24 protein-coding genes are annotated in these 18,487 nt (G+C 67.6%); 11 read left to right on the plus strand and 13 right to left on the minus strand.

Going from position 1 to position 18,487, the window contains the following annotated elements:
* From LZ005_RS08230 to LZ005_RS08245, 4 genes are read right to left on the minus strand one after another with little or no spacing between them, the layout of a single operon-like run.
* Positions 1-756 (minus strand): pseudouridine synthase, encoded by a 756-nt coding sequence (locus LZ005_RS08230; RefSeq protein ID WP_237806545.1) that lies wholly within the window; start codon positions 754-756, stop codon positions 1-3.
* Complete coding sequence (locus LZ005_RS08235) at positions 753-2,102, minus strand: ATP-binding protein (RefSeq protein WP_237806547.1); 1,350 nt, start codon at positions 2,100-2,102, stop codon at positions 753-755. Before LZ005_RS08235 ends, LZ005_RS08230 begins: the two co-directional genes overlap by 4 nt.
* Positions 2,099-2,770 (minus strand): response regulator transcription factor, encoded by a 672-nt coding sequence (locus LZ005_RS08240; RefSeq protein WP_237806549.1) that lies wholly within the window; start codon positions 2,768-2,770, stop codon positions 2,099-2,101. Before LZ005_RS08240 ends, LZ005_RS08235 begins: the two co-directional genes overlap by 4 nt.
* A 9-nt stretch (positions 2,771-2,779) precedes the next feature.
* A complete protein-coding gene (locus LZ005_RS08245) occupies positions 2,780-3,469 on the minus strand; it encodes a cytochrome b/b6 domain-containing protein (protein ID WP_237806551.1) in 690 nt (229 codons plus the stop codon).
* A gap of 145 nt (positions 3,470-3,614) precedes the next feature.
* Here LZ005_RS08245 and LZ005_RS08250 point away from each other — a divergent pair, with 145 nt between their 5' ends.
* Positions 3,615-3,755 (plus strand): hypothetical protein, encoded by a 141-nt coding sequence (locus LZ005_RS08250; protein ID WP_237806553.1) that lies wholly within the window; start codon positions 3,615-3,617, stop codon positions 3,753-3,755.
* Here the strand turns inward: LZ005_RS08250 and LZ005_RS08255 are convergent.
* The 5 genes from LZ005_RS08255 to LZ005_RS08275 are packed head-to-tail and all read right to left on the minus strand — an operon-like array spanning position 3,752 to position 7,377.
* Positions 3,752-4,414, minus strand: coding sequence for an MIP/aquaporin family protein (locus LZ005_RS08255; RefSeq protein ID WP_237806555.1), 663 nt, complete (start codon positions 4,412-4,414; stop codon positions 3,752-3,754). The genes LZ005_RS08250 and LZ005_RS08255 overlap by 4 nt on opposite strands.
* Positions 4,407-6,191, minus strand: a complete 1,785-nt coding sequence (arsA, locus tag LZ005_RS08260) for an arsenical pump-driving ATPase (RefSeq protein ID WP_307727783.1) — start codon at positions 6,189-6,191, stop codon at positions 4,407-4,409. Before arsA ends, LZ005_RS08255 begins: the two co-directional genes overlap by 8 nt.
* Before the next feature lies 1 nt (position 6,192).
* Positions 6,193-6,549, minus strand: a complete 357-nt coding sequence (gene arsD / locus LZ005_RS08265) for an arsenite efflux transporter metallochaperone ArsD (RefSeq protein ID WP_237806557.1) — start codon at positions 6,547-6,549, stop codon at positions 6,193-6,195.
* Positions 6,550-6,562: 13 nt separating this feature from the next.
* Positions 6,563-7,042, minus strand: a complete 480-nt coding sequence (locus tag LZ005_RS08270; protein WP_237806559.1) for an arsenate reductase ArsC — start codon at positions 7,040-7,042, stop codon at positions 6,563-6,565.
* A complete protein-coding gene (locus LZ005_RS08275; protein ID WP_373889313.1) occupies positions 7,039-7,377 on the minus strand; it encodes an ArsR/SmtB family transcription factor in 339 nt (112 codons plus the stop codon). Before LZ005_RS08275 ends, LZ005_RS08270 begins: the two co-directional genes overlap by 4 nt.
* A 105-nt stretch (positions 7,378-7,482) precedes the next feature.
* Between LZ005_RS08275 and LZ005_RS08280 the strand changes: the two genes are divergently transcribed.
* The 9 genes from LZ005_RS08280 (at position 7,483) to LZ005_RS08320 (ending at position 14,289) form a co-directional block, all read left to right on the plus strand.
* Positions 7,483-7,791, plus strand: coding sequence for a helix-turn-helix transcriptional regulator (locus LZ005_RS08280; protein WP_237806563.1), 309 nt, complete (start codon positions 7,483-7,485; stop codon positions 7,789-7,791).
* Positions 7,792-7,840: 49 nt separating this feature from the next.
* The gene (locus LZ005_RS08285; protein ID WP_237806565.1) at positions 7,841-9,259 is read left to right on the plus strand and encodes an FAD-dependent oxidoreductase; all 1,419 of its coding nucleotides are present in this window, start codon (positions 7,841-7,843) and stop codon (positions 9,257-9,259) included.
* A gap of 132 nt (positions 9,260-9,391) precedes the next feature.
* Positions 9,392-9,598 carry a heavy-metal-associated domain-containing protein gene (locus LZ005_RS08290; protein ID WP_237806567.1) on the plus strand — a complete coding sequence of 69 codons (207 nt, stop codon included), beginning with the start codon at positions 9,392-9,394 and terminating at the stop codon, positions 9,596-9,598.
* A gap of 102 nt (positions 9,599-9,700) precedes the next feature.
* Entirely contained in the window at positions 9,701-10,822 is a 1,122-nt protein-coding gene (locus LZ005_RS08295) for a hypothetical protein (protein ID WP_237806569.1), read from the plus strand.
* A gap of 91 nt (positions 10,823-10,913) precedes the next feature.
* Entirely contained in the window at positions 10,914-12,314 is a 1,401-nt protein-coding gene (locus LZ005_RS08300; RefSeq protein WP_237806571.1) for an amino acid permease, read from the plus strand.
* 24 nt (positions 12,315-12,338) lie between these two features.
* Positions 12,339-12,686, plus strand: a complete 348-nt coding sequence (locus tag LZ005_RS08305; protein ID WP_237806573.1) for a cupin domain-containing protein — start codon at positions 12,339-12,341, stop codon at positions 12,684-12,686.
* 11 nt (positions 12,687-12,697) lie between these two features.
* A complete protein-coding gene (locus LZ005_RS08310; RefSeq protein WP_237806575.1) occupies positions 12,698-13,168 on the plus strand; it encodes a cupin domain-containing protein in 471 nt (156 codons plus the stop codon).
* The gene (locus tag LZ005_RS08315; RefSeq protein WP_373889312.1) at positions 13,165-13,554 is read left to right on the plus strand and encodes a VOC family protein; all 390 of its coding nucleotides are present in this window, start codon (positions 13,165-13,167) and stop codon (positions 13,552-13,554) included. Before LZ005_RS08310 ends, LZ005_RS08315 begins: the two co-directional genes overlap by 4 nt.
* A 12-nt stretch (positions 13,555-13,566) precedes the next feature.
* The gene (locus LZ005_RS08320) at positions 13,567-14,289 is read left to right on the plus strand and encodes a hypothetical protein (protein WP_237806577.1); all 723 of its coding nucleotides are present in this window, start codon (positions 13,567-13,569) and stop codon (positions 14,287-14,289) included.
* 11 nt (positions 14,290-14,300) lie between these two features.
* On the opposite strand, the gene LZ005_RS08325 is transcribed toward LZ005_RS08320, so the two are convergent.
* The 4 genes from LZ005_RS08325 to LZ005_RS08340 are packed head-to-tail and all read right to left on the minus strand — an operon-like array spanning position 14,301 to position 17,425.
* Positions 14,301-15,041, minus strand: coding sequence for an SDR family oxidoreductase (locus tag LZ005_RS08325; protein ID WP_237806579.1), 741 nt, complete (start codon positions 15,039-15,041; stop codon positions 14,301-14,303).
* A gap of 11 nt (positions 15,042-15,052) precedes the next feature.
* Positions 15,053-15,943, minus strand: a complete 891-nt coding sequence (locus LZ005_RS08330) for an NAD(P)-dependent oxidoreductase (RefSeq protein ID WP_237806581.1) — start codon at positions 15,941-15,943, stop codon at positions 15,053-15,055.
* A 27-nt stretch (positions 15,944-15,970) separates the two neighbouring features.
* Positions 15,971-16,585: a 2-hydroxychromene-2-carboxylate isomerase gene (locus tag LZ005_RS08335; protein WP_307727784.1), complete on the minus strand. Its 615-nt coding sequence runs from the start codon at positions 16,583-16,585 to the stop codon at positions 15,971-15,973.
* A 9-nt stretch (positions 16,586-16,594) separates the two neighbouring features.
* On the minus strand, positions 16,595-17,425 hold the full coding sequence (locus LZ005_RS08340; RefSeq protein WP_237806583.1) for a CmcJ/NvfI family oxidoreductase: 831 nt from the start codon (positions 17,423-17,425) through the stop codon (positions 16,595-16,597).
* Positions 17,426-17,563: 138 nt separating this feature from the next.
* Here LZ005_RS08340 and LZ005_RS08345 point away from each other — a divergent pair, with 138 nt between their 5' ends.
* Entirely contained in the window at positions 17,564-18,481 is a 918-nt protein-coding gene (locus LZ005_RS08345) for a LysR substrate-binding domain-containing protein (RefSeq protein WP_237806585.1), read from the plus strand.
* The last annotated feature ends 6 nt before the right edge of the window (positions 18,482-18,487 follow it).

Consider the following 18,487-nt stretch of genomic DNA (forward strand, 5'->3'; position numbering starts at 1 on the left):
TTATGCGATATTTTTCAGACCAAGCGCAGCCAGGGCTTCGCCCCCTTCCGCAAAGATCGACAGCACCTGCAGAAAGCTCGCATCCGGGGCCGCCTGCAGCGTCAGCATCTGCGCGCTGGCCGGGTGGCGGAAGCGGATGCCGATCGCCGCCAGCATCAGCCGCCCCTGACCAAAGCGCTCGGCGAAATAGCGGTTGTGGCGTCCGCGCCCGTGGTTGGCGTCGCCGATGATCGGATGGCTGATGTGCTTCATATGCCGGCGCAGCTGGTGCTTGCGGCCCGTCTCCGGATACAGCGCCACCAGGCTATAGCGGCTGGTCGGATGGCCCTCGATCGCTACCGGAATCTCGGTCGTCGCCAGACGACGAAAGCGCGTGCGCGCCTCGCGCAGCGGATGCTCGCCCACGCTGCGCTGGCGGTTTTCCGGTTCCTCGCGCAGCGGGTGGTCGATCAGGCCCTGCTCCGGCGCCCAGCCACGCACCATGGCCAGATAGGTCTTGCTCACCTCCCCCGCCATCAGGGCCTGGCCAAGCGTGCTGGCCGTCTGCGGATCACGCGCGAATACCAGCAGGCCCGACGTGGGCCGGTCGAGCCGGTGCATCGGATAGACATGCTCGCCCCCGTTCATCGCGCGCGCATACTGGAGCGCAAACTCAGTCTCGTGCGGGTCGATGGGGCTGCGGTGCACCAGCAAGCCGGCCGGCTTGTGCACCACCAGCAGCCAGGGGTCGCGGTAGATTTCGGTGAGTGGGTTCATTCGGCTGGGCGTGAGCCTTCGCGGCGGATGTCGACGGCCAGCCCGCCCAGCGCGGCCGACGGCGCCAGCGCCACCTGCCAGTGATGGACCGCGGCGATGCGGCGCACGATCGACCAGCCAAGGCCACTGCCCGAGGCGCTGTTGCCGAGCACCCGGAAAAAGCGCTCGCCCAGACGCGCGCGCGCCTCCTCCGGCAGGCCGGGGCCACTGTCCTGCACGCGCAGCACAAAGCCCTGGGCGGGCCGCGCTTCAACGTCGATCTGCACGCGCGCGCCTTGCGGGCTATAGCGGATGGCGTTATCGACCAGGTTACGCACCAGGATGGCCAGCAGGGTTTCATTCGCATGCACGGGACAGTGTTCGGGCGCTTCGTAGTCGAGCTGCTGGTCTTTGTGCAGCGCCACCAGGGCCAGATCGGCCAGCACGGTGCGCACCACCTCGGCCAGATCGCAATCGCTCATCGCCGGCGCGCTGTCGGCCTCCAGGCGCGACAGCGTCAGCAGCTGTTCGACCACACGGCTGGCGCGGTCGCAGCCGGCCAAGGTGTTCTGCAGGGCGCGCGTGCGCTCGGGCGCATCCTGCTCCTGCAGGGCCACCTGGGCATGGGTGCGGATAGCAGCGATCGGGGTGCGCAGCTCGTGCGCGGCATCGGCCGTGAAGCGCCGCTCCGATGCCATCAGGCTGGCGGTGCGCGCGAACAGCGCATTCAGCGCTGTCACCATCGGCAGCATTTCGACCGGCAGGCCGCTGGTATCAAGCGGCTGCAGCAGATCCGGCTGACGCGCGGCCAGACTGGCGCGCAGGCGTTCCAGTGGACGCAGGCCCCAGCCGATCGCGAACCACAGGGCCAGTGCCAGCAGCGGCAAGGCCAGCATGACGGGCCACAGCATATTGTGCAGCACGCCCCACAGAATTTCGGTGCGCGAGCCCTGGGCCTCGGCCACGTACACACGCAAGCCGCGGCGCGCATCGCTGGCGCTGAACACGCGCCAGTCGGCGTCGCCCAGGCGCACCGTGGCAAAGCCCTCGGCAACCGGCATCGGCGTGCGCGGCGCATTCGCCGAGCGCAGGATCAGGCTAGCGCCGTGGTAGACCTGGAAGGCGACCCGCGGCGCGTAGCGATGCAGCACTGGCGCGTCGCGTCCGGCCTCGTCCTCCTGGGTCTCGGCGTAGGATTGCGACAGCAACAGCGCCGCCGTCTGGGCCAGGTGGCCATCGAGCAGTTCATCGAGTTCGTGACGGGTATCGCGCCAGGCCGCCATGGCCGCCACCAGCGCGGTAACGGCCACCGCCCCCAGCACGATCAGCAGCAGGCGGCGGCGCAGCGATGCCGGCCGCGCGTTCATGCCGGCCCCGCTTCGCGCATCAGGATATAGCCGACGCCGCGCACGGTGCGGATCAGGTCCGACCCGAGCTTGCGGCGCAGATTATGGATGTGGACTTCGATCGCATTGCTGTCGACCTCCTGCCCCCAGCTGTAGAGGTTCTGTTCGAGCTGGGCGCGCGTCATCACGTGACCGGCATTCAGCATCAGCATGTGCAGCAGATCGAACTCGCGCCCGGACAGGCTGACCGCCGCTTCGCCCTTGTGCACTGAGCGTGCCGACGGATCGAGCACGATGTCCTGCACGCGCAGCTGCTCGCGCGTCTGGCCATGCGCGCGCCGGATCAGGGCGCGCAGGCGCGCCGCCAGCTCGTTCAGGTCAATCGGCTTGACCACATAGTCGTCGGCGCCGTGATCCAGGCCGCGGATGCGGTCGGGCACCTGGTCGCGCGCCGTCAGCACCAGGATCGGGGTGGCGATGCCGGCAGCGCGCACGCTTGCGAGCACCTGAAAGCCGTCCATGCGCGGCAGGCCGATGTCGAGGACCGCCGCCGCGTAGGCGCCGCTGCGCAGCTCGCGCTCGGCCAGCTCGCCCTGGCGTACCCAGTCGACCTGGAAGCCGAGCTGGCGCAGACCGGCCCGCAGGCCCTCGCCCAGCAGCGGATCATCTTCGGCCAGCAGAATCCTCATGCTCCATCCTCAATCGTCGTGATGTTTGTGCCCGCGGTCATGCGACTCGGCGCGCACACCGTCAGCCAGCGCAGCCGGCGGCGACTGCCATTGTAACCACCAGAAGCCCAGCACGGCGGCCAGCAGCAGGATACCGACCACATTCCAGCCGCTGCGGATACCCTCGCCCTCGGCGCCGGCCTTGCGGCCGTGGACCATGGCCGGCACCAGCTTCTCGCGATGCAGCAGGCTGCTGGCCAGCACACCGCCGATGTGCACGATCACCACCCCGAGCATCAGATTGGCCACCGCCTCGTGCGCATCTTCGAGCCATTCGCCGCCAAGTGCATTGAGGGTGGCGTGGCCGCTCAGGGTCACGGCCAGCGTCAGGCCAAGCAGGGCCAGAATCGCCAGCGCACCGGCCGGATTATGCCCGGTGAAGTGGCGCGCCTTGCCGCTGAAAAGATCGCGCAGGTAGCCGGCGACGGCGCGCGGACCGCGCACAAACTCGCTGAAGCGGGCGTAGCGCGTGCCGATCAGGCCCCACACGAGGCGAAAGCCAACCAGACCCGCCATCGTGTAGCCAAGCGTGACGTGGACCAGGCGCAGACCATCGCTTTCGGCCGTCAGATAGGCGCCGGCGAAGCACAGCACCATCAGCCAGTGGAACACGCGCACAGGCAGGTCCCACACCAGGATGGGACGGGTCGGGGTAGTCATGGTGAACTCCTTGATTGCAGTGGACATGGACACATGCTGCGTGTCCGTCCTTAAGGAATTCTTACCTCGCCTTTAGCCTGCTAAGAAAACCTTCAGCATCGCGGCGCAGGATGGCAGCATGTTCAAGCCAATCAAGGAGCCAGACATGAAACGCACCCTGCACAGCTTTGTCGCCCAGTTTGTCGGCGTGGTCAGCGCCACCCTGTTCTGCGTGGCCGGCGTGGCCTTCCTGAGCACCCCGCTCTACCTGGGCAAACACCCGGGCGAGATCAGCCAGCCGCGTTAAGCCGCGGCGCGCGGATACAGCCAGCCAAACAGGCGCGTGGCGCACATGGCCCCGGCCAGCTGCGCCAGCACGAAACCCGGCACGTCGCCCGGCGCGATACCGGCAAAGGTATTGCTGAAGGCGCGCGCCAGGGTCACGGCCGGATTGGCAAACGAAGTCGACGCGGTGAACCAGTAGGCCGCCGTGATGTACAGCGCCACCGCAAACGGCGTGATCGCCGGGCGGCTGCGGCTGCAGCTGATGATCGTGCCGATCAGGCCAAAGGTGGCGACAAACTCACTCCACCATTGCGGCCAGCCGCTGCGCACATGGGTCGACAGCGACAGCAGCGGCTCGCCAAACATCGCATGCGCCGCCACTACTCCGGCCAGCGCGCCCGCGCACTGCAGCAGCACAAAGGGCAGCAGTGCGGCCTTGGGCAGATTGCCCTGCCAGGCCTCGGACAGGCTGACCACCGGATTGAAATGCGCGCCCGAGAGCGGGCCAAACATCGGGATGATGACGGCCAGGCCGCAGCCGGTGGCGATTGCATTGGCCAGCAGCGCCAGCGCCACATTGCCGCCGGCGAGGCGCTCGCCCATGATGCCGGAACCGATCACGATGGCCAGCAGGAAGGCGCTGCCGAGCGCTTCGGCGCTGTAGGCGCGCGCCTTATCCACGCTGCGGCCCTTTGCCGTGCCGGCACACCAGACGCAGTGCGGCCGGGCCGACCGGTTCCTCCGCCAGCAGCGGAATCGCGGCCCAGCGCGGCGCCAGTTCCTCGGCCACGCGCCGGATCAGCGGCAGCTCGTTGGCGGCGCGCTGCGCCAGCAGCGGCGCCTGCGGATTGGCGAAGGCCACGCTGTTATTCACCACCCAGGCCCACGGATGGATGCCGGCGCGGCCCAGATCGGCCTGCAGCTGCGCCGCTTCCAGCACCGGTGTCGATTCCGGCAGCGTCGTGATCAGCACCTTGGTCTGCTGCGGGTCCTGCAGCTGCATCAGCGGCGTGCGGAAGTGCAGACCGCGCTCGCCCATCTGGCGCACCACGTCGCGATGGTAGGCGCCGGTCGCATCGAGCAGCAGCAGCGTGTGGCCGGTCGGCGCGGTGTCCATCACCACGAAGCGCTGGCCGGCTTCGCGGATCACGCGCGAGAAGGCCTGGAACACGGCGATTTCTTCGGTACAGGGCGAACGCAGGTCTTCGGCCAGCATGGCGCGCCCGGACTCATCCAGATCGCGGCCCTTGCTGTTCATGACGGCTTCGCGATAGCGCTCGGTGGCCGCCTGCGGGTCGATCCGGCTGACCTGCACATTCGCCACCTCGGCATTCAGGGTGGCCGCCACGTGGGCCGCTGGATCGGAAGTGGTCAGGTGGACGGCATGTCCGCGCTCGGCGAGGGCCAGCGCAATCGCCGCCGCCACCGTCGTTTTGCCGACCCCGCCCTTCCCCATCACCATGATCAGACCGTGGCCGTCGGCGGCGATCTGCTCGACCAGGCTGTCCAGATCCGGTCCGTGCAGGGCCGCCAGATCATGCGCGGCGTGCGATACCGGCGCCGGCGCCGCGTCATCGAAAAAGGCGCGCAGCGCCGCCAGCCCAAGCAGATTGAATGGCCGCAGAGCCAAGCGGTCGCAGCGCAGCGGCCGCAGCACCTCGGGCATGGCCGCCAGGGCCTGCTGCTCGCGTGCGACGATGGCCAGCGCCAGCGGGTCCTGCGCGGCCGCCTCCTGCGGGAAGACCCCGTTGAGCACCAGGTACTGGTGGCCCATGCCCACGGCCTGCAGTTCGGCGCAGGTGTGCACCAGCTCCTGCAGACTGCTTTTCTGGGCGCGCGCCACCAGCACCAGGCGCGTGCGCGCGGTGTCGGTCAAGGCCTGCACGGCGGCCGCGTACTGCGAGCGGTGCTGGTCCAGCCCTGCCAGCGGGCCAAGGCAGGAGGCGTCGCCTTTGCCGGTTTCGAGAAAATCACTCCAGGCCGAGGGCAGCTGCAGCAAGCGGATCGTGTGGCCGGTCGGCGCGGTGTCGAACAGGATGTGGTCGTACTGGCGCATCAGCGCCGCATCGGTCAGCAAGCGCGTGAACTCGTCGAAGGCCGCAATCTCAGTCGTGCAGGCGCCCGACAGCTGCTCCTCGACCGAGCGCACCACATCGTCCGGCAGCACGCCGCGCACCGGGCCGACGATGCGGTCGCGGTACTGCTGCGCCGCCTGCTGCGGATCGAGCTCGATCGCATCGAGCCGCGCCACATCGGCAATCGGCGTCACGCGGTTGCCGATGGCCTGACCGAACACCTGGCCCAGATTCGAGGCCGGATCGGTACTGACCAAGAGCACGCGCTTGCCCGCATCGGCCAGCTGCACCGCACTGGCGCAGGCCACCGAGGTTTTGCCCACGCCGCCTTTGCCGGTGAAGAAAAGGTGAACCGGCGCCCCTTCCAGAAATTGCAGGCCCATGTCAGCAGCACCCCGGGCCGGAGCAGCACGAGGCCGCAGCCGCCACCGGCAGCAGGCTCACGCCGGCCCAGCGCGCCAGTTCGGCGCGGCGCGGATAGCGGCCGGCCAGCGCCACATCGCCATCGACCAGCACCAGCGGCAGCGCCTCCGCACCCGAGCGCTCAAGGAACTGCTTGACCACCGGGTTGGCCACAAAGGCGAGCGGCTGCTGCGCCAGATTGAAACGCTCGATGCGGCCGCCCAGGGCCTGAATCGCCTGCACATCGGCCGCCACCGTTACCAGGGCCTGGTCGACCTCGGCGCCGCACACGCCGGTGCTGCAGCACATGGCGGGGTCATAGATCTGTATCGTCGGCATGCTCATACTCCTTTCACGCGCCAATCAGCGCAATCTTGTCCATCGCGGCTTTGAGCGCCGCCTTGTCCTGCTGGAGCTCGGCCAGCGGCAGCGCCAGGAAGGCCTCGATGCGCGCGCGCAGCGTACGGTAGGCCTGCATGAAGGCGGCGTCGATCTCGGCGTCGCTGCCGCTCGCGTGGGCCGGATCGTCCACCCCCCAATGGGTGCGCAGCACCGGGCCCAGATAGGCCGGGCAGGTCTCGCCGGCGGCGCTGCCGCAGACGGTGATCACGATATCGGGCGTGGCCGGCAGCGCCTCCCAGGATTTGCTGTGATAGCCCTCGGTGGCAATGCCCTCGCGCGCCAGCAGGGCCAGCGAACGCGGATGGACATAGCCGGTCGGCTTGCTGCCCGCGCTCATGGCCTGCCAGCCGGCGGGCGCCAGATGGTTGAAAGTCGCCTCGCCGAGGATGGAGCGGCAGGAGTTGCCAGTGCAAAGGAAAAGTACGTTCATGTTGGCGTCGTCGTGAGCCCGCAGGCGGGCGTGGCAATGGGCGAGCAGGGATTGCCGCCGCAGCAGTTTTCAGTGAGGAAGGCCATCAGGCCGTTCATGCGCGCAAAGTCGGCCGAATAGATGACGAAGCGCCCGGCCTGGCGCGATTGCAGCAGGCCAGCATGGCTGAGCTCCTTCAGATGGAAGGACAGGGACGAGGGGCTGATCGCACAGGCCTCGGCGATTTTACTGGCGGCCATGCCAGCCGGTCCGGCCTGCACCAGCAGGCGGTACACGGCCAGGCGCGACTCCTGCGCCAGGGCGGCCAGCACCTGGGCCGCTTCTTTGAGTTCGATTGCCATACACAGGCCTTATTTCAATATTTATTGAATTATCGAATAAACCGCTTGACAGGTCAACGGGCCGCAACTATTCTTCATTCGTCGATCAACGAATTCACTATGGACTGCTGCCCTGCCCCGTCACATTCGCCCGGCCAGCCGCTCGATGCGGAGGAACTGGCGCGCCTGTGCAAGGCGCTCGGCCATCCGGCGCGCGTGAAGCTGGTCAAGCATCTGGCCGATTTCGGCGGCTGCTTTTTCGGCAGCCTGGCCGAGGTTGTCGGCCTGGCGCCCTCGACCACCTCGCAGCACGTGAGCATCCTGAAAGAAGCTGGCCTGATCGAAGGTTCGAGCGACGACAAACGCGTGTGCTACTGCATCGTCCCCGAACGCCTGGCGCAGCTGCAGAGCCTGATCGGCAAGCTGTGAATTTTTTTGTCTCATTATTCGTATTTTTACGAATGACGAAGGAGGAACTATGCAAGCGCAACTTCCCATCGCCGTCCTCGGCGCCGGCCCGGTCGGTCTGGCCGCCGCGGCCCATCTGCTTCAGCGCGGGCTGACCCCGCTGGTGTTCGAAGCCGGCGCCAGTGTGGGCGCCAATCTCGCCAGCTACCGCCAGGTGCGCCTGTTCTCGCCGTGGCAGTACAACATCGACCGCGCCGCGCGCGCCCTGCTCGACGCTCACGGCTGGGAAGCCCCGGCCGAGGACCTGCTGCCGACGGCCGGCGATCTCATCGATGACTATCTGGCGCCGCTGGCCGCCTTGCCGGCGCTGGCGCCGCAGCTGCGTCTGCGCCATCGCGTGCTGGCGATTGCGCGCGCCGGTATCGACAAGGTCAAGACCAGCGGCCGCGAACTGGCGCCGTTTGTGATCCGCACGGACACGCCCGAGGGCGTGCGCGAGTTCCAGGCCGCCGCCGTGATCGACGCGACCGGCACCTGGTCCCAGCCCAATCCCATGGGCGCGAACGGCCTGCCCGCCCTGGGCGAGGACGACTGCCAGGCGCAGATCACCTACGGCATGCCCGATATCCAGGGCACGGCACGGGCCCGCTATGCCGGCAAGCGGGTGCTGGTGGTCGGCGCCGGCCACTCGGCGGCCGGCAATCTGATCGCCCTGGCCACCCTTGCCGACGAGGCGCCCGGCACGTCCATCGTCTGGGCCGTGCGCGGCGCCAGCCTGGCGCGCACCTTCGGCGGTGGCGAGGCCGACCAGCTGCCCGCGCGCGGACTGCTCGGCACCCGCCTGCAAGCCTTGCAGGCCAGCGGCAAGCTCGAGGTGCACCGCAATTTCCGCATTCAGGCCGTGCGCCCGCTGGCGGGCAAGCTGCAGGTGCAAGCCGAGGCCGGTGTCGATCCGATCACGGAGATCGACGAAATCGTCGTCGCCACCGGCGCCCGCCCCGATCTGATCATGGCCCAGGAACTGCGCCTGCGCCTCGATCCCTGGCTGGAAAGCACCGATGCGCTGGCCCCGCTGATCGACCCGAATCTGCACAGCTGCGGCAGCGTGCGCCCGCACGGCCATCGCGAGCTCGCCCACCCCGAACCGGGCTATTACGCGGTTGGCGCCAAGAGCTACGGGCGTGCCCCGAACTTTCTGATGGCAACTGGCTACGAGCAAGTGCGCTCGGTCGTCGCCGCCCTGGCGGGCGACATGGCCGCGGCCGACGACGTCCAGCTCGAACTGCCCGAGACCGGCGTCTGCGTGACGCGCCCCCTGACCGAGGATGCGCCCGCCGCGGGCGGCTGCTGCGGCAGCCCCAGTCCCGCCCCTGCCAGCTGCTGTGGCGGGCCAGCCCCGGAACCGGCCAGCGCCTGTTGCGTCAAGGACGCTGACCTGCAGGCTGCCGGCAAAGGCACTTGCGGTTCGCGCACCGGGACCTGCGCCTGAGCATTTGCGCCACCGGGAATTTGTCAAATAAAGTGCGCGCCGAACGCGGGCCGCGTTGCGGCGTGGCCCGCTTGACTTTGCCACGGTAGGAAGGTCCACATTGAAGACTCCGATCATTCACAGGAGTCTTCCATGTACGAATTGCAGGTTGAACGCATGCGTTGCGGCGGCTGCGCCGGCCAGGTCAGCAGCGCCATCAAAGCCGCCGATCCGGCTGCCCATATCGAGATCGACCTGGCCGGACAAACGCTGCACATCGAGTCCAGCCTGGCGCTGGAGAATATTGCCGAATTGGTCCAGGGAGCCGGCTATCCGGTGCGCGCCGCGCGCAATCTCTGAGCGTGCACACCGCGCCGGGCGCGTTCCAGATCGTTCACATCAAATACGCTCTGGAACGCCCTGTTACCGTGAGCGCCAGCTCCCTGCACAAGAGACTGGCGCATGTACTCCACCTTCGACACCACCCTCGGCTGGTCGCGCTGGACGGCGGCCCTGCTGGTCATGCTTTACCATCTGCGTTTCCTGCTGTTCGCCTCGTACGAACAGGTGCAGCACAAAGGCTGGCTGCTCAAGGCCTTCTACCTGCTGACGGGGCTCGGGCACGAGGGATTCGTGCTCTACATGCTGGCCAGCGGCCTCACACTGGCGCGCTTGCATCGGCCCAGCCGCGCTGAACCGGCCCAGCGTTTGCGCCAGAAGGCGATCTGGTCCTACGCCCTGCTGCTGCCGGCCTTGCTACTTGGCGCGGGCTTCGATGTGGCGGGCAGCCGCTCCGCCACGCTGCAGTCGGCTTACGCTTTTTTCAGCCAGTACTCGCCCGACCTCAGCCTGACCGCCTTGCTGGAAAACCTGCTGCCGATCCAGCGCTTTGTCGTCCCCGGCTTTGGCAGCAATGCCATGCTCTACCTGCTGGCCTACGAATGCTGGGCCTATCTCGCCTACCTTGCCTGCATGTCGGCACGCGGCGCCCGGCGCGGCGGCGTGCTGGCGGCGTGCATCGGCCTGAGCGCGAGCGCACTGGCGCCGGAATTCCTCAGCTATCTGCTGCTGTGGATGATCGGTGCCTGGGTGCGCCAACAGGCGGACAATCCGCGCGCACGCTGGCCTGCCTGGGGCGGGACCGCCGCGCTGCTGCTCGGACTAGGCCTGTCGCGCCTGGGCGCCGGTCCGGTCAGCCACTGGCCGCCCCACTGGATGCTGATCGGCCGCAGCCTGCTCGATCTGCAACTGGGTCTGGCGCTGGCCGCCTTCTTTCTCAGCCTGGACCGAAAGCCGCAGCCGCGCGCCGCATGGCGCCGCTGGCCGCGCCGCCTCAGCCTGTCCTTCCCGGCCGCCAGCAGCGTGATTCTGGCCTGCCATTTCCCCTTCATGATGCTGCTGGTTGCCTGGGTGGCCCACACGGCCCAGGTTCCGCTCGGCGGTCAGCCGCAGACCCTGAGCTTCCTGATCCTGGCCCTGGCCGCCCTCTCCATCCTGGCCTACGCGCTGCTGCTTTGCCGGCTCGGACGCCGCCTTGCCCAGCCGCTTCGCATGCTGGTGGAGCATGTCAGCACGCGATTTTGATCATTTGCGCGCGGACCGCGACCCAAGTGTAATAGTTCCAACTTGACCACCCAGACAGGGGCTGGCTGCCCTCGTCCACATGGAGAAACGCATGAGCTTGTTTCGCAAGAAGGATCTGGAGCGCACGCTCGCGCTCAGCCGCGGCCCGGGCGGCCTGAAAAAGGTGCTCGGCCCCGTCGACCTGATCCTGCTCGGCATTGGCGCCGTGATCGGCACCGGCATCTTCGTGCTGACCGGCCAGGGTGCCGTGACGGCCGGGCCCGCGCTGACCCTGTCCTTCGTGCTGGCCGCCATCTGCTGCGGCTTCGCGGCCATGTGCTATGCCGAGTTCTCCAGCACGGTGCCGGTCGCCGGATCGATCTACACCTACAGCTACCTGACGCTGGGCGAAGTGGTCGCCTGGATGATCGGCTGGGATCTGATGCTCGAATACGGCCTGGCCGTCTCGGCCGTGTCGGCCGGATGGTCGGGCTATTTCCAGTCGCTCATCGGCAGCTTCGATCTGCACATTCCCGTCGCGCTCTCGGCCGCGCCGGGCGCACGTCCCGGCGTGCCCACCCTGATCGACCTGCCGGCCCTGCTCATCGTGCTGAGCCTGACGGCCATGCTGGCCCTTGGCGTGCGCGAGTCGGCGCGTGCCAATAATTTTCTGGTGGCGATCAAGGTGGCCGTGGTGCTGCTGTTCATCGTGGTCGGCGCGCGCCACGTCGAGCCCGGCAACTGGCATCCCTACATGCCACACGGACTGGGCGGCACCATCAGCGCCGCCGCCCTGATGTTCTTTGCCTTTATCGGCTTCGACTCGATGACCTCGGCCGCCGAGGAAGTGCGCAGCCCGGAGCGCAACCTGCCGCTCGGCCTGATCGGCGCGCTGGGCATCTGCACCGTGCTGTACATGCTGGTCACGGCCATCATGACCGGCATCGTGCCCTACGCCGAGTTCAAGGGCGTTGCCCATCCCGTCTCGCTGGCCCTGCAGTACGCGCATGAGGACTGGTTCGCCAGTTTCATCGACCTGGGCGCCATCATCGGCATGACCACGGTGATGCTGGTGATGACCTTTGGCCAGACGCGCATCATCTTCGCCATGTCGCGCGATGGCTTGCTGCCGCAGCGGCTGTCGCGCTTGCATCCGCGCTTTCGCACCCCGTTTCTGACCACCTGGCTGGTCGGCATCACCTTTGCCCTGCTGGGCGCGCTGGTGCCGCTCGAGGTTCTGGGCGAGCTGGTGAACATCGGCACCCTGGCCGCGTTCTGCCTGGTCTCCGTGGCCGTGATCGTACTGCGCCGCACCCGACCCGATCTGCCGCGCGCCTTCCGCTGTCCAGCCGTGCCCTGGGTGCCGCTGCTGTCGATCGCCTTCTGCGGCACGCTGATGGCCTTTCTGAAGCCGCTGACCTGGATCGCGTTTCTGGTCTGGCTGGCGCTCGGCCTGATCGTCTACTTCGGCTATGCGCGCCGCCGTTCATTGCTGCACACGGCGCCCCAATAACAGACCGCCGCACAAGGAGTCTCCATGCATGACAAAGTTCATATCCCCTCGGCGCTGGCTGCGCTGACGGAATTCTGGTCCCAGCAGACCGTCGCCGAGGCCAACGGGCAGCTGTTCAAGGTCGCCAAGGGAGAAGGCTCGACCCGCTGGCACCAGCACGACGATCAGGACGAGCTGTTCATCCTCTACGGCGGCCGCCTGCTGATCCAGCTGGCGGACCGGCCGTCCGTCGACCTGAGGCCCGGCGATATTTTTGTGGTGCCACGCGGAACCCAGCATTGCCCGCTCGCGCAGCCGATGGCGGAATTCCTGATCGTGGGCCTGAACATCACGTCCAATGCGGCCGGCGGCAAGCCGAATCTCAGCCCTTGAAGGAGCCACGCATGACAGACACGCGCCCCATTGCCGCGCTCGATATCGAACCCGTGCTGGGCTCGGTGTACCCGGAGCCTTTTGCCGCGCGCATGCGCGGGCGGGCCAAACGCCGCCTTGGCAATGTCTTCGGGCTGAGTAACTTTGGCGTCAACCTGACCGTGCTGGCCCCGGGCGCCTGCTCGGCCATGCGCCATGCCCACTCGCGCCAGGATGAATTCGTCTATATCCTGCAGGGGCAGCCGGCGCTGGAAACCGATGGCGGCAGGCACAGACTGGCACCCGGGATGTGCGCCGGTTTCAAGGCCGGCACTGGCAATGCGCACCGGCTGGTCAATGATACGGAGGCCGAGGTCGTCTATCTCGAGGTCGGCGACCGCAGCGCCGGTGACGAAGCCAGCTACCCGGACGACGACCTCAAGGCCGTCCTCGTCGATGGCGCCTGGCAGTTCTTCCACAAAGACGGAACACCCTACGCATGATGATTTCCCACATTGTTCTCGGTATTCGCGATTTCGAGCGCGCGCTGCACTTCTACACCCCTTTGATGGCCGCGCTGCAGCACAAGCTGCGGATCACGGACGCCAGCGTGCCCTGGGCGGCCTGGTCCGGGCGCGACGGCCAGCGCCCCTTCTTCATCATCCGCACGCCCTGGGACGGCCAGGCCGCGCACCCGGGCAACGGGCCGATGACCGCCCTGCTCGCCCCCGACCGCGAGACGGTCAACCGCTGCTACCAGATCGCCCTCGCCCATGGCGGCACGGACGAAGGCGCGCCCGGCCTGCGGCCCGAATACCACGCCAATTACTGGGGCGCCTACTTCCGCGACCCGGACGGCAACAAGCTGTGCGTGGTCTGCCACAGTTGAAAGGAACACGGCATGAATGACCTGCTCGCGACCGCCCTCGACGCGCACGGCGGTCTGGCTGCCTGGACCAGGCTCGGCCACATCCATGCCCATGCCGCGATTGGCGGCGGGCTTTGGGCGCTGAAGGGACACAGCGGCGCGCTGGACAATGTGCGCGTCTGGGTGGACACCCGCGCCCAGGCCACCCGCTACGCCCCCGCTGGCCCGCAGGGGCAGGTGGTGCACTTCCGGCCCGACCTGGTCTGGATCAGCGCGGCCGACGGCAGCATGCTCAGCAGCCGCGCAGCGCCCCGCCGCCATTTCGACGGGCACCGGTTCGACACGCCCTGGGACGCCCTGCATCTCGCCTACTTCGCCGGCTACGCCCTGTGGAATTATCTGAGCCTGCCGTTTTCGCTGACCCTGCCCGGCGTGCGCAGCGAAGAAGTCGCCCCCTGGGTGGAAGACGGCGAAGAATGGCGCCGCCTGCGCGTGCTCTACCCGGCGGAGTTGGCGACGCACAGCCGCGAACAGACCTTCTACTTTGGCCCCGATGGCCTGCTGCGCCGTCACGACTACGAGGCCGAGCTGATCGGCGCACAGCCCGTTGCCCAGTACACCTCGGCACTTGAGGCCGTTGGCGGCATCCTGCTGCCGACCCAGCGGCGTGCCTACGCGCGCCGCGCCGACAACACGGCCGACCGTGAACGGCTGGCGGTGAGCCTGTCGTTCAGCGCATTAGAGGCCAGCGCTTGACCGCTAAGACCTCAGAGACCGCCACTGCAACGCAGCACCGCTCCGGTGACATAGGAGGCCGCGTCGGACATCATCCACAGCACCGCCTCGGCGATTTCATCCGGCTCGGCCAGACGCTTCATCGGCACCAGCGGCGCGATGCGCAGCGGACGGTCCGGCTCGCCCGCCCGCGCGTGGATGCCGGTCAGCGTTGAGCCCGGCGCAACGGCGCAGACGCGAATCCCCTCCGCCGCCAGCTCGCGCGCCAGGCCCAGCGTGAAGCTGTCGACCGCGGCCTTGCTGGCCGCATAATGCACGTATTCACCGGGACTGCCGGTGGTGGCCGCAGTCGACGACACATTGACGATCACACCGCCGCGCCCCGCGCTCTGAAAGGCCCGCACCGCCGCCCGGCAACAGTGCATGGTGCCAAGGACATTGGTGCGGAACACCTGCTCGATGACATTCGGATCGGCCTGCACGAACTTGCCAATCGGCCCGGTGATCGCGGCATTATTGACCAGCACCTGCAGCGGACCGAGCGCCGCCTGCGCCTCGGCCAGCATGCGCTCGGCCTGCGCCATGTCGCCCACATCACCCTGCACGACGCAGGCTGTGCCACCTTCGGCTTCGATGCTGCGCAGGACTTCCAGCGACCCCGCATGATCGTGGTGGTAGCCGATGGCGACCGCATAGCCGCGCTGCGCGGCCAGGCGCGCGATGGATGCACCGATGCCCTTGCTGGCGCCGGTGATGAAAACGTGGGGTGGCATGGCTGGCTCCTTCATACTTGGTCTTGCCCGGGAGGCGCCGGGTCGAGCGCGCGGATGACCGCCGCCATATCCTGCCCACCCAGGCCCATCTGATCGGCACGACTATACAGGGCCAGACACTGGTCGAGTAGCGGCGAAGCGGAAGCGGCCGCGCGGGCCGCGTCGTGAATCAGGCGCACATTCATCAACACATCGGCCAGCGCCGCCTGCACCGAGAAGTCCTGCGTGATCATCTTTTCCAGCTTGCCGGAAGAAACCCGGCTGGCCATCGGGCCCGCATCGAGAATGGCGCGGAACACCTGCAGGTCCACACCGCTGCGCTCGGCCAGGTGGGCCGCCTCGGCCAGGCTGGCGACCAGCGTGACCAGATACAGATTGACGGCCAGCTTGGTCCGCAGCGCCTGCGGCACAGCGCCACAGCGAAACACCTGGCTGCACATCGGCGCCAGCAAGGCCGAGGCCGCTTCCACGTCGGCCGGGTCGCCGGCCAGCATGCCGACCAGCTGGCCCAGCTCGGCCGGCACGCGCGAGCCCGACACCGGCGCCTCGACATACCGCGCGCCCGCGGCCACGAGATCGCGCTGCAGACCGAGCGAAAATTCCGGCGAGGTCGTACCCATATGGATGAGCGTACGCCCACGGACCAGGGACGCGAAGCGCGCGCTGCCCCGCTCCAGCACGGCGTCGATGGCGGCGCTGTTGGCGAGCATCAGGATCACCACCGGCGCCTGCGCGAACACCTCGGCCACCGAGTCAGCCACGGCGACGCCTGGCGCGTCCGCCAGCAAAGCGTCGATGCTATCCCGGCTGCGGTTCCACACAATCAAGTCCGTGCCCGCGCGCGCCAGATTGCGCGCCATCGGCCACCCCATATGGCCCAGTCCGATAAAGCCTGTTTTCATGGAATCCTCACACGTCGCCAGCCATTATCATCCAAGCGCGGCTGGCGCGGATACCTGCTGCGCATACGCGAGCGCGTCCTCGAGCCGGTCGTTCCCCCAGAACATTTCCTCACCCACCAGGAACATCGGCGCGCCGAAGATGCCGAGCGCCGCCGCCTCCTCGGTGCGCGCGCGCAGGCTGGCCTTGGCGCTGTCCGACTTGGCCTCAGCAATCGTGCGTGCGCTGTCGACGCCCAGGTCTGCCAGAATCGCACCGATCACCGCTTCGTCGCTGATGTCGAGGTCGTCGGCAAAATTGGCCAGCATGACCCGCTCATAGAAGGCCGGCAGCCACGGCGCCGCCTCAGCCTGCAAGGCAATGCGCGCGGCCAGCAGCCCATTGCGCGGAAACTGCGACGGCTGCTGCCAGCGCAGGCCGAACTTGGCGCACTGGCGCCGCATGTCGTTCCACACATAGCGCCCCTTCAGGGGCTGCAGCACAAAGGGCGAACTGTCCCAGCCAAAGGATTTGAAGATGGGGCCGAGCATGAACGGCTTGAGCTGAACCTGCACGCCAGCGGCAGCGGCCAGCGGCGCGATGCGCAGCATGCTCAGGTAGCTGTAGTTGCTGCCAAAGTCGAACCAGAATTGAATCGTCATCATCACCTCGTCTCAATCAAAAATCAGCAGACAGCGGATTTCGATGCTCTCGCGCGGCGGCGTGCCGGGCGGCGTGGCCGGATGTGCAAAGGCGGCATGCGGCGTAAAACTGGCCCGCGTGGCATCGGAATCGAATTGTTTAAACACCAGCACTTCCTCGAACTGCATCTCGCTGAAATAAGTCCAGACGTGGTTTGGATTGTGCAGCAGCTCGAAGATTTCGCCGGTGCGGGTGGGATACACGATATCGGCCGCGACCAGCTCATCGGGCCGCACCGAGCGCGCGTCGCACACGGCCAGCGGCGCATCGCGCACGGGCCGCCCGGTCGAGCGCCACAGGTTGAGGATGGCATAGCGGCCCACTTCGCCCAGGCCGTGCGCCTCCGTCTCCAGCCGCAGACGGCGCAGCGCCGAGGCGGGCGTAAAGTCGCAATGGACGCGTGTCGCCGCGCTGGGCCGCTCGCCGGGGCGCGCACCAAACGGTGACAGATGGCCGGGCGCGCGCCGCCGCACCAGATGGTCGAACACGATCGCACGCCTGGCGCCGCTGACGGCGAGCGCCAGCGCTTCCATTTCCGGATAGTAGAGGCGCTCGATGGCCTCACGATCATTGAAGTCGCGCATTTTGCTGGGCCAGCTGCGCAGTTCGAAACCCTCCGTATCGACGGACAGCGAAGGCGCGCGGGCGCGCCCATCCAGAATGGCGACCGGCATGGCCGCGTAGTCAGCCGTCGGCCAGGTATGGCCGCCCGGCGGCGCGAGCATATACGTGACGGGCTTGGGGTTGCCGCTGCACAGGTATTCCAGCGTGCTGATCACAGGTTCAGGCGGATTCAAGGGCATGAGAGTCTCGTCGGCGTCGTTCATCTGACCGTATTTAACGCGCGCCCGGGATTCGCCTCAAACGATTAGAATGCCGGCTTGACATGCCCATTTGGCATGCGAACCGCACTACCCTCCTTCTGCGAGAGGAAAACTCAGATGACGAACAGGCTTGTTGACTTGCCACCGCTGGACCTGCTGCGCACCTTCGTGGCAGTGGGCCGGCGCATGAGCATCACGCTGGGCGCACAGGACCTGTGCATCGTGCAATCGGCCGTCAGCCGTCAGATTCAGGCGCTGGAATCGGTCCTTGAATGCCGCCTGTTCGTGCGCGCCTACCGTAGCCTGGAATTCACGCCCGAGGGGCGCAATCTGTTCCGCTCGATCGACCCGATGTTCGAGCAGCTGGGCAGCGTGATCGCCTCACTGCGCCCGGCCGCCACCCGGCCCTGCATCACGATCACAGCCAGCATCGGCATCACATCCCTGTGGCTGTTGCCGAAGCTCGGCGCCTTCCAACGGCGCGCGCCCGATATCGACGTGCGCGTGGCCGCCACCAACCGCGTCATCAATCTGGAACGCGACGGCATGGATTTGGCGCTGCGCTACAGCCCCGACGCCAGCGCACCGGAAGGCGCGATCCGCATGTTCAGCGAGCTGCTAATTCCCGTGGCCCATCCCTCGCTGGGCATCGAGGCCATCGAGGAGCCTGAACAATGGCGGCGCCAGGTGCTGATCGACTACGACGACACCTCGCGCCCCTGGATGCAATGGCAATCCTGGCTGCGCGGCACCGGCTACAAGCCAAGCGCGGCGCACGGCGGCCGCCTGCTGTTCAACCAGTACGACCAGGTGGTGCAAGCCGCTCTCGCCGGCCAAGGCGTGGCCCTGGGCCGCCTGGCCCTGGTCGCCCCGTTGCTGGCCGACGGCCAGCTGGTGGTCGCCACCCGGCGCCCGCCCGCCGCCACCGACCACGGCTACTGGCTGATCCAGCGCAGCGGCGCGGACAATCCCGCCCTGGCTGAAGTGCGCAACTGGATTCTGGCCGAGGCAGCGGCGACCAGCGCCCTGCTTTAAGGCGCA

It is taken from the genome of Massilia sp. TS11, assembly GCF_022012445.1.
Taxonomy (GTDB): domain Bacteria; phylum Pseudomonadota; class Gammaproteobacteria; order Burkholderiales; family Burkholderiaceae_D; genus Telluria.

What these genes read in the sequence shown, in the direction of transcription:
- LZ005_RS08230 (WP_237806545.1), bottom strand. Translation starts at nt 756, where the DNA reads ATGAACCCACTCACCGAAATCTACCGCGACCCCTGGCTGCTGGTGGTG.
- LZ005_RS08235 (WP_237806547.1), bottom strand. Translation starts at nt 2,102, where the DNA reads ATGAACGCGCGGCCGGCATCGCTGCGCCGCCGCCTGCTGCTGATCGTG.
- LZ005_RS08240 (WP_237806549.1), bottom strand. Translation starts at nt 2,770, where the DNA reads ATGAGGATTCTGCTGGCCGAAGATGATCCGCTGCTGGGCGAGGGCCTG.
- LZ005_RS08245 (WP_237806551.1), bottom strand. Translation starts at nt 3,469, where the DNA reads ATGACTACCCCGACCCGTCCCATCCTGGTGTGGGACCTGCCTGTGCGC.
- LZ005_RS08250 (WP_237806553.1), top strand. Translation starts at nt 3,615, where the DNA reads ATGAAACGCACCCTGCACAGCTTTGTCGCCCAGTTTGTCGGCGTGGTC.
- arsA (WP_307727783.1), bottom strand. Translation starts at nt 6,191, where the DNA reads ATGGGCCTGCAATTTCTGGAAGGGGCGCCGGTTCACCTTTTCTTCACC.
- arsD (WP_237806557.1), bottom strand. Translation starts at nt 6,549, where the DNA reads ATGCCGACGATACAGATCTATGACCCCGCCATGTGCTGCAGCACCGGC.
- LZ005_RS08270 (WP_237806559.1), bottom strand. Translation starts at nt 7,042, where the DNA reads ATGAACGTACTTTTCCTTTGCACTGGCAACTCCTGCCGCTCCATCCTC.
- LZ005_RS08280 (WP_237806563.1), top strand. Translation starts at nt 7,483, where the DNA reads ATGGACTGCTGCCCTGCCCCGTCACATTCGCCCGGCCAGCCGCTCGAT.
- LZ005_RS08285 (WP_237806565.1), top strand. Translation starts at nt 7,841, where the DNA reads ATGCAAGCGCAACTTCCCATCGCCGTCCTCGGCGCCGGCCCGGTCGGT.
- LZ005_RS08290 (WP_237806567.1), top strand. Translation starts at nt 9,392, where the DNA reads ATGTACGAATTGCAGGTTGAACGCATGCGTTGCGGCGGCTGCGCCGGC.
- LZ005_RS08295 (WP_237806569.1), top strand. Translation starts at nt 9,701, where the DNA reads ATGTACTCCACCTTCGACACCACCCTCGGCTGGTCGCGCTGGACGGCG.
- LZ005_RS08300 (WP_237806571.1), top strand. Translation starts at nt 10,914, where the DNA reads ATGAGCTTGTTTCGCAAGAAGGATCTGGAGCGCACGCTCGCGCTCAGC.
- LZ005_RS08305 (WP_237806573.1), top strand. Translation starts at nt 12,339, where the DNA reads ATGCATGACAAAGTTCATATCCCCTCGGCGCTGGCTGCGCTGACGGAA.
- LZ005_RS08310 (WP_237806575.1), top strand. Translation starts at nt 12,698, where the DNA reads ATGACAGACACGCGCCCCATTGCCGCGCTCGATATCGAACCCGTGCTG.
- LZ005_RS08315 (WP_373889312.1), top strand. Translation starts at nt 13,165, where the DNA reads ATGATGATTTCCCACATTGTTCTCGGTATTCGCGATTTCGAGCGCGCG.
- LZ005_RS08320 (WP_237806577.1), top strand. Translation starts at nt 13,567, where the DNA reads ATGAATGACCTGCTCGCGACCGCCCTCGACGCGCACGGCGGTCTGGCT.
- LZ005_RS08325 (WP_237806579.1), bottom strand. Translation starts at nt 15,041, where the DNA reads ATGCCACCCCACGTTTTCATCACCGGCGCCAGCAAGGGCATCGGTGCA.
- LZ005_RS08330 (WP_237806581.1), bottom strand. Translation starts at nt 15,943, where the DNA reads ATGAAAACAGGCTTTATCGGACTGGGCCATATGGGGTGGCCGATGGCG.
- LZ005_RS08335 (WP_307727784.1), bottom strand. Translation starts at nt 16,585, where the DNA reads ATGATGACGATTCAATTCTGGTTCGACTTTGGCAGCAACTACAGCTAC.
- LZ005_RS08340 (WP_237806583.1), bottom strand. Translation starts at nt 17,425, where the DNA reads ATGCCCTTGAATCCGCCTGAACCTGTGATCAGCACGCTGGAATACCTG.
- LZ005_RS08345 (WP_237806585.1), top strand. Translation starts at nt 17,564, where the DNA reads ATGACGAACAGGCTTGTTGACTTGCCACCGCTGGACCTGCTGCGCACC.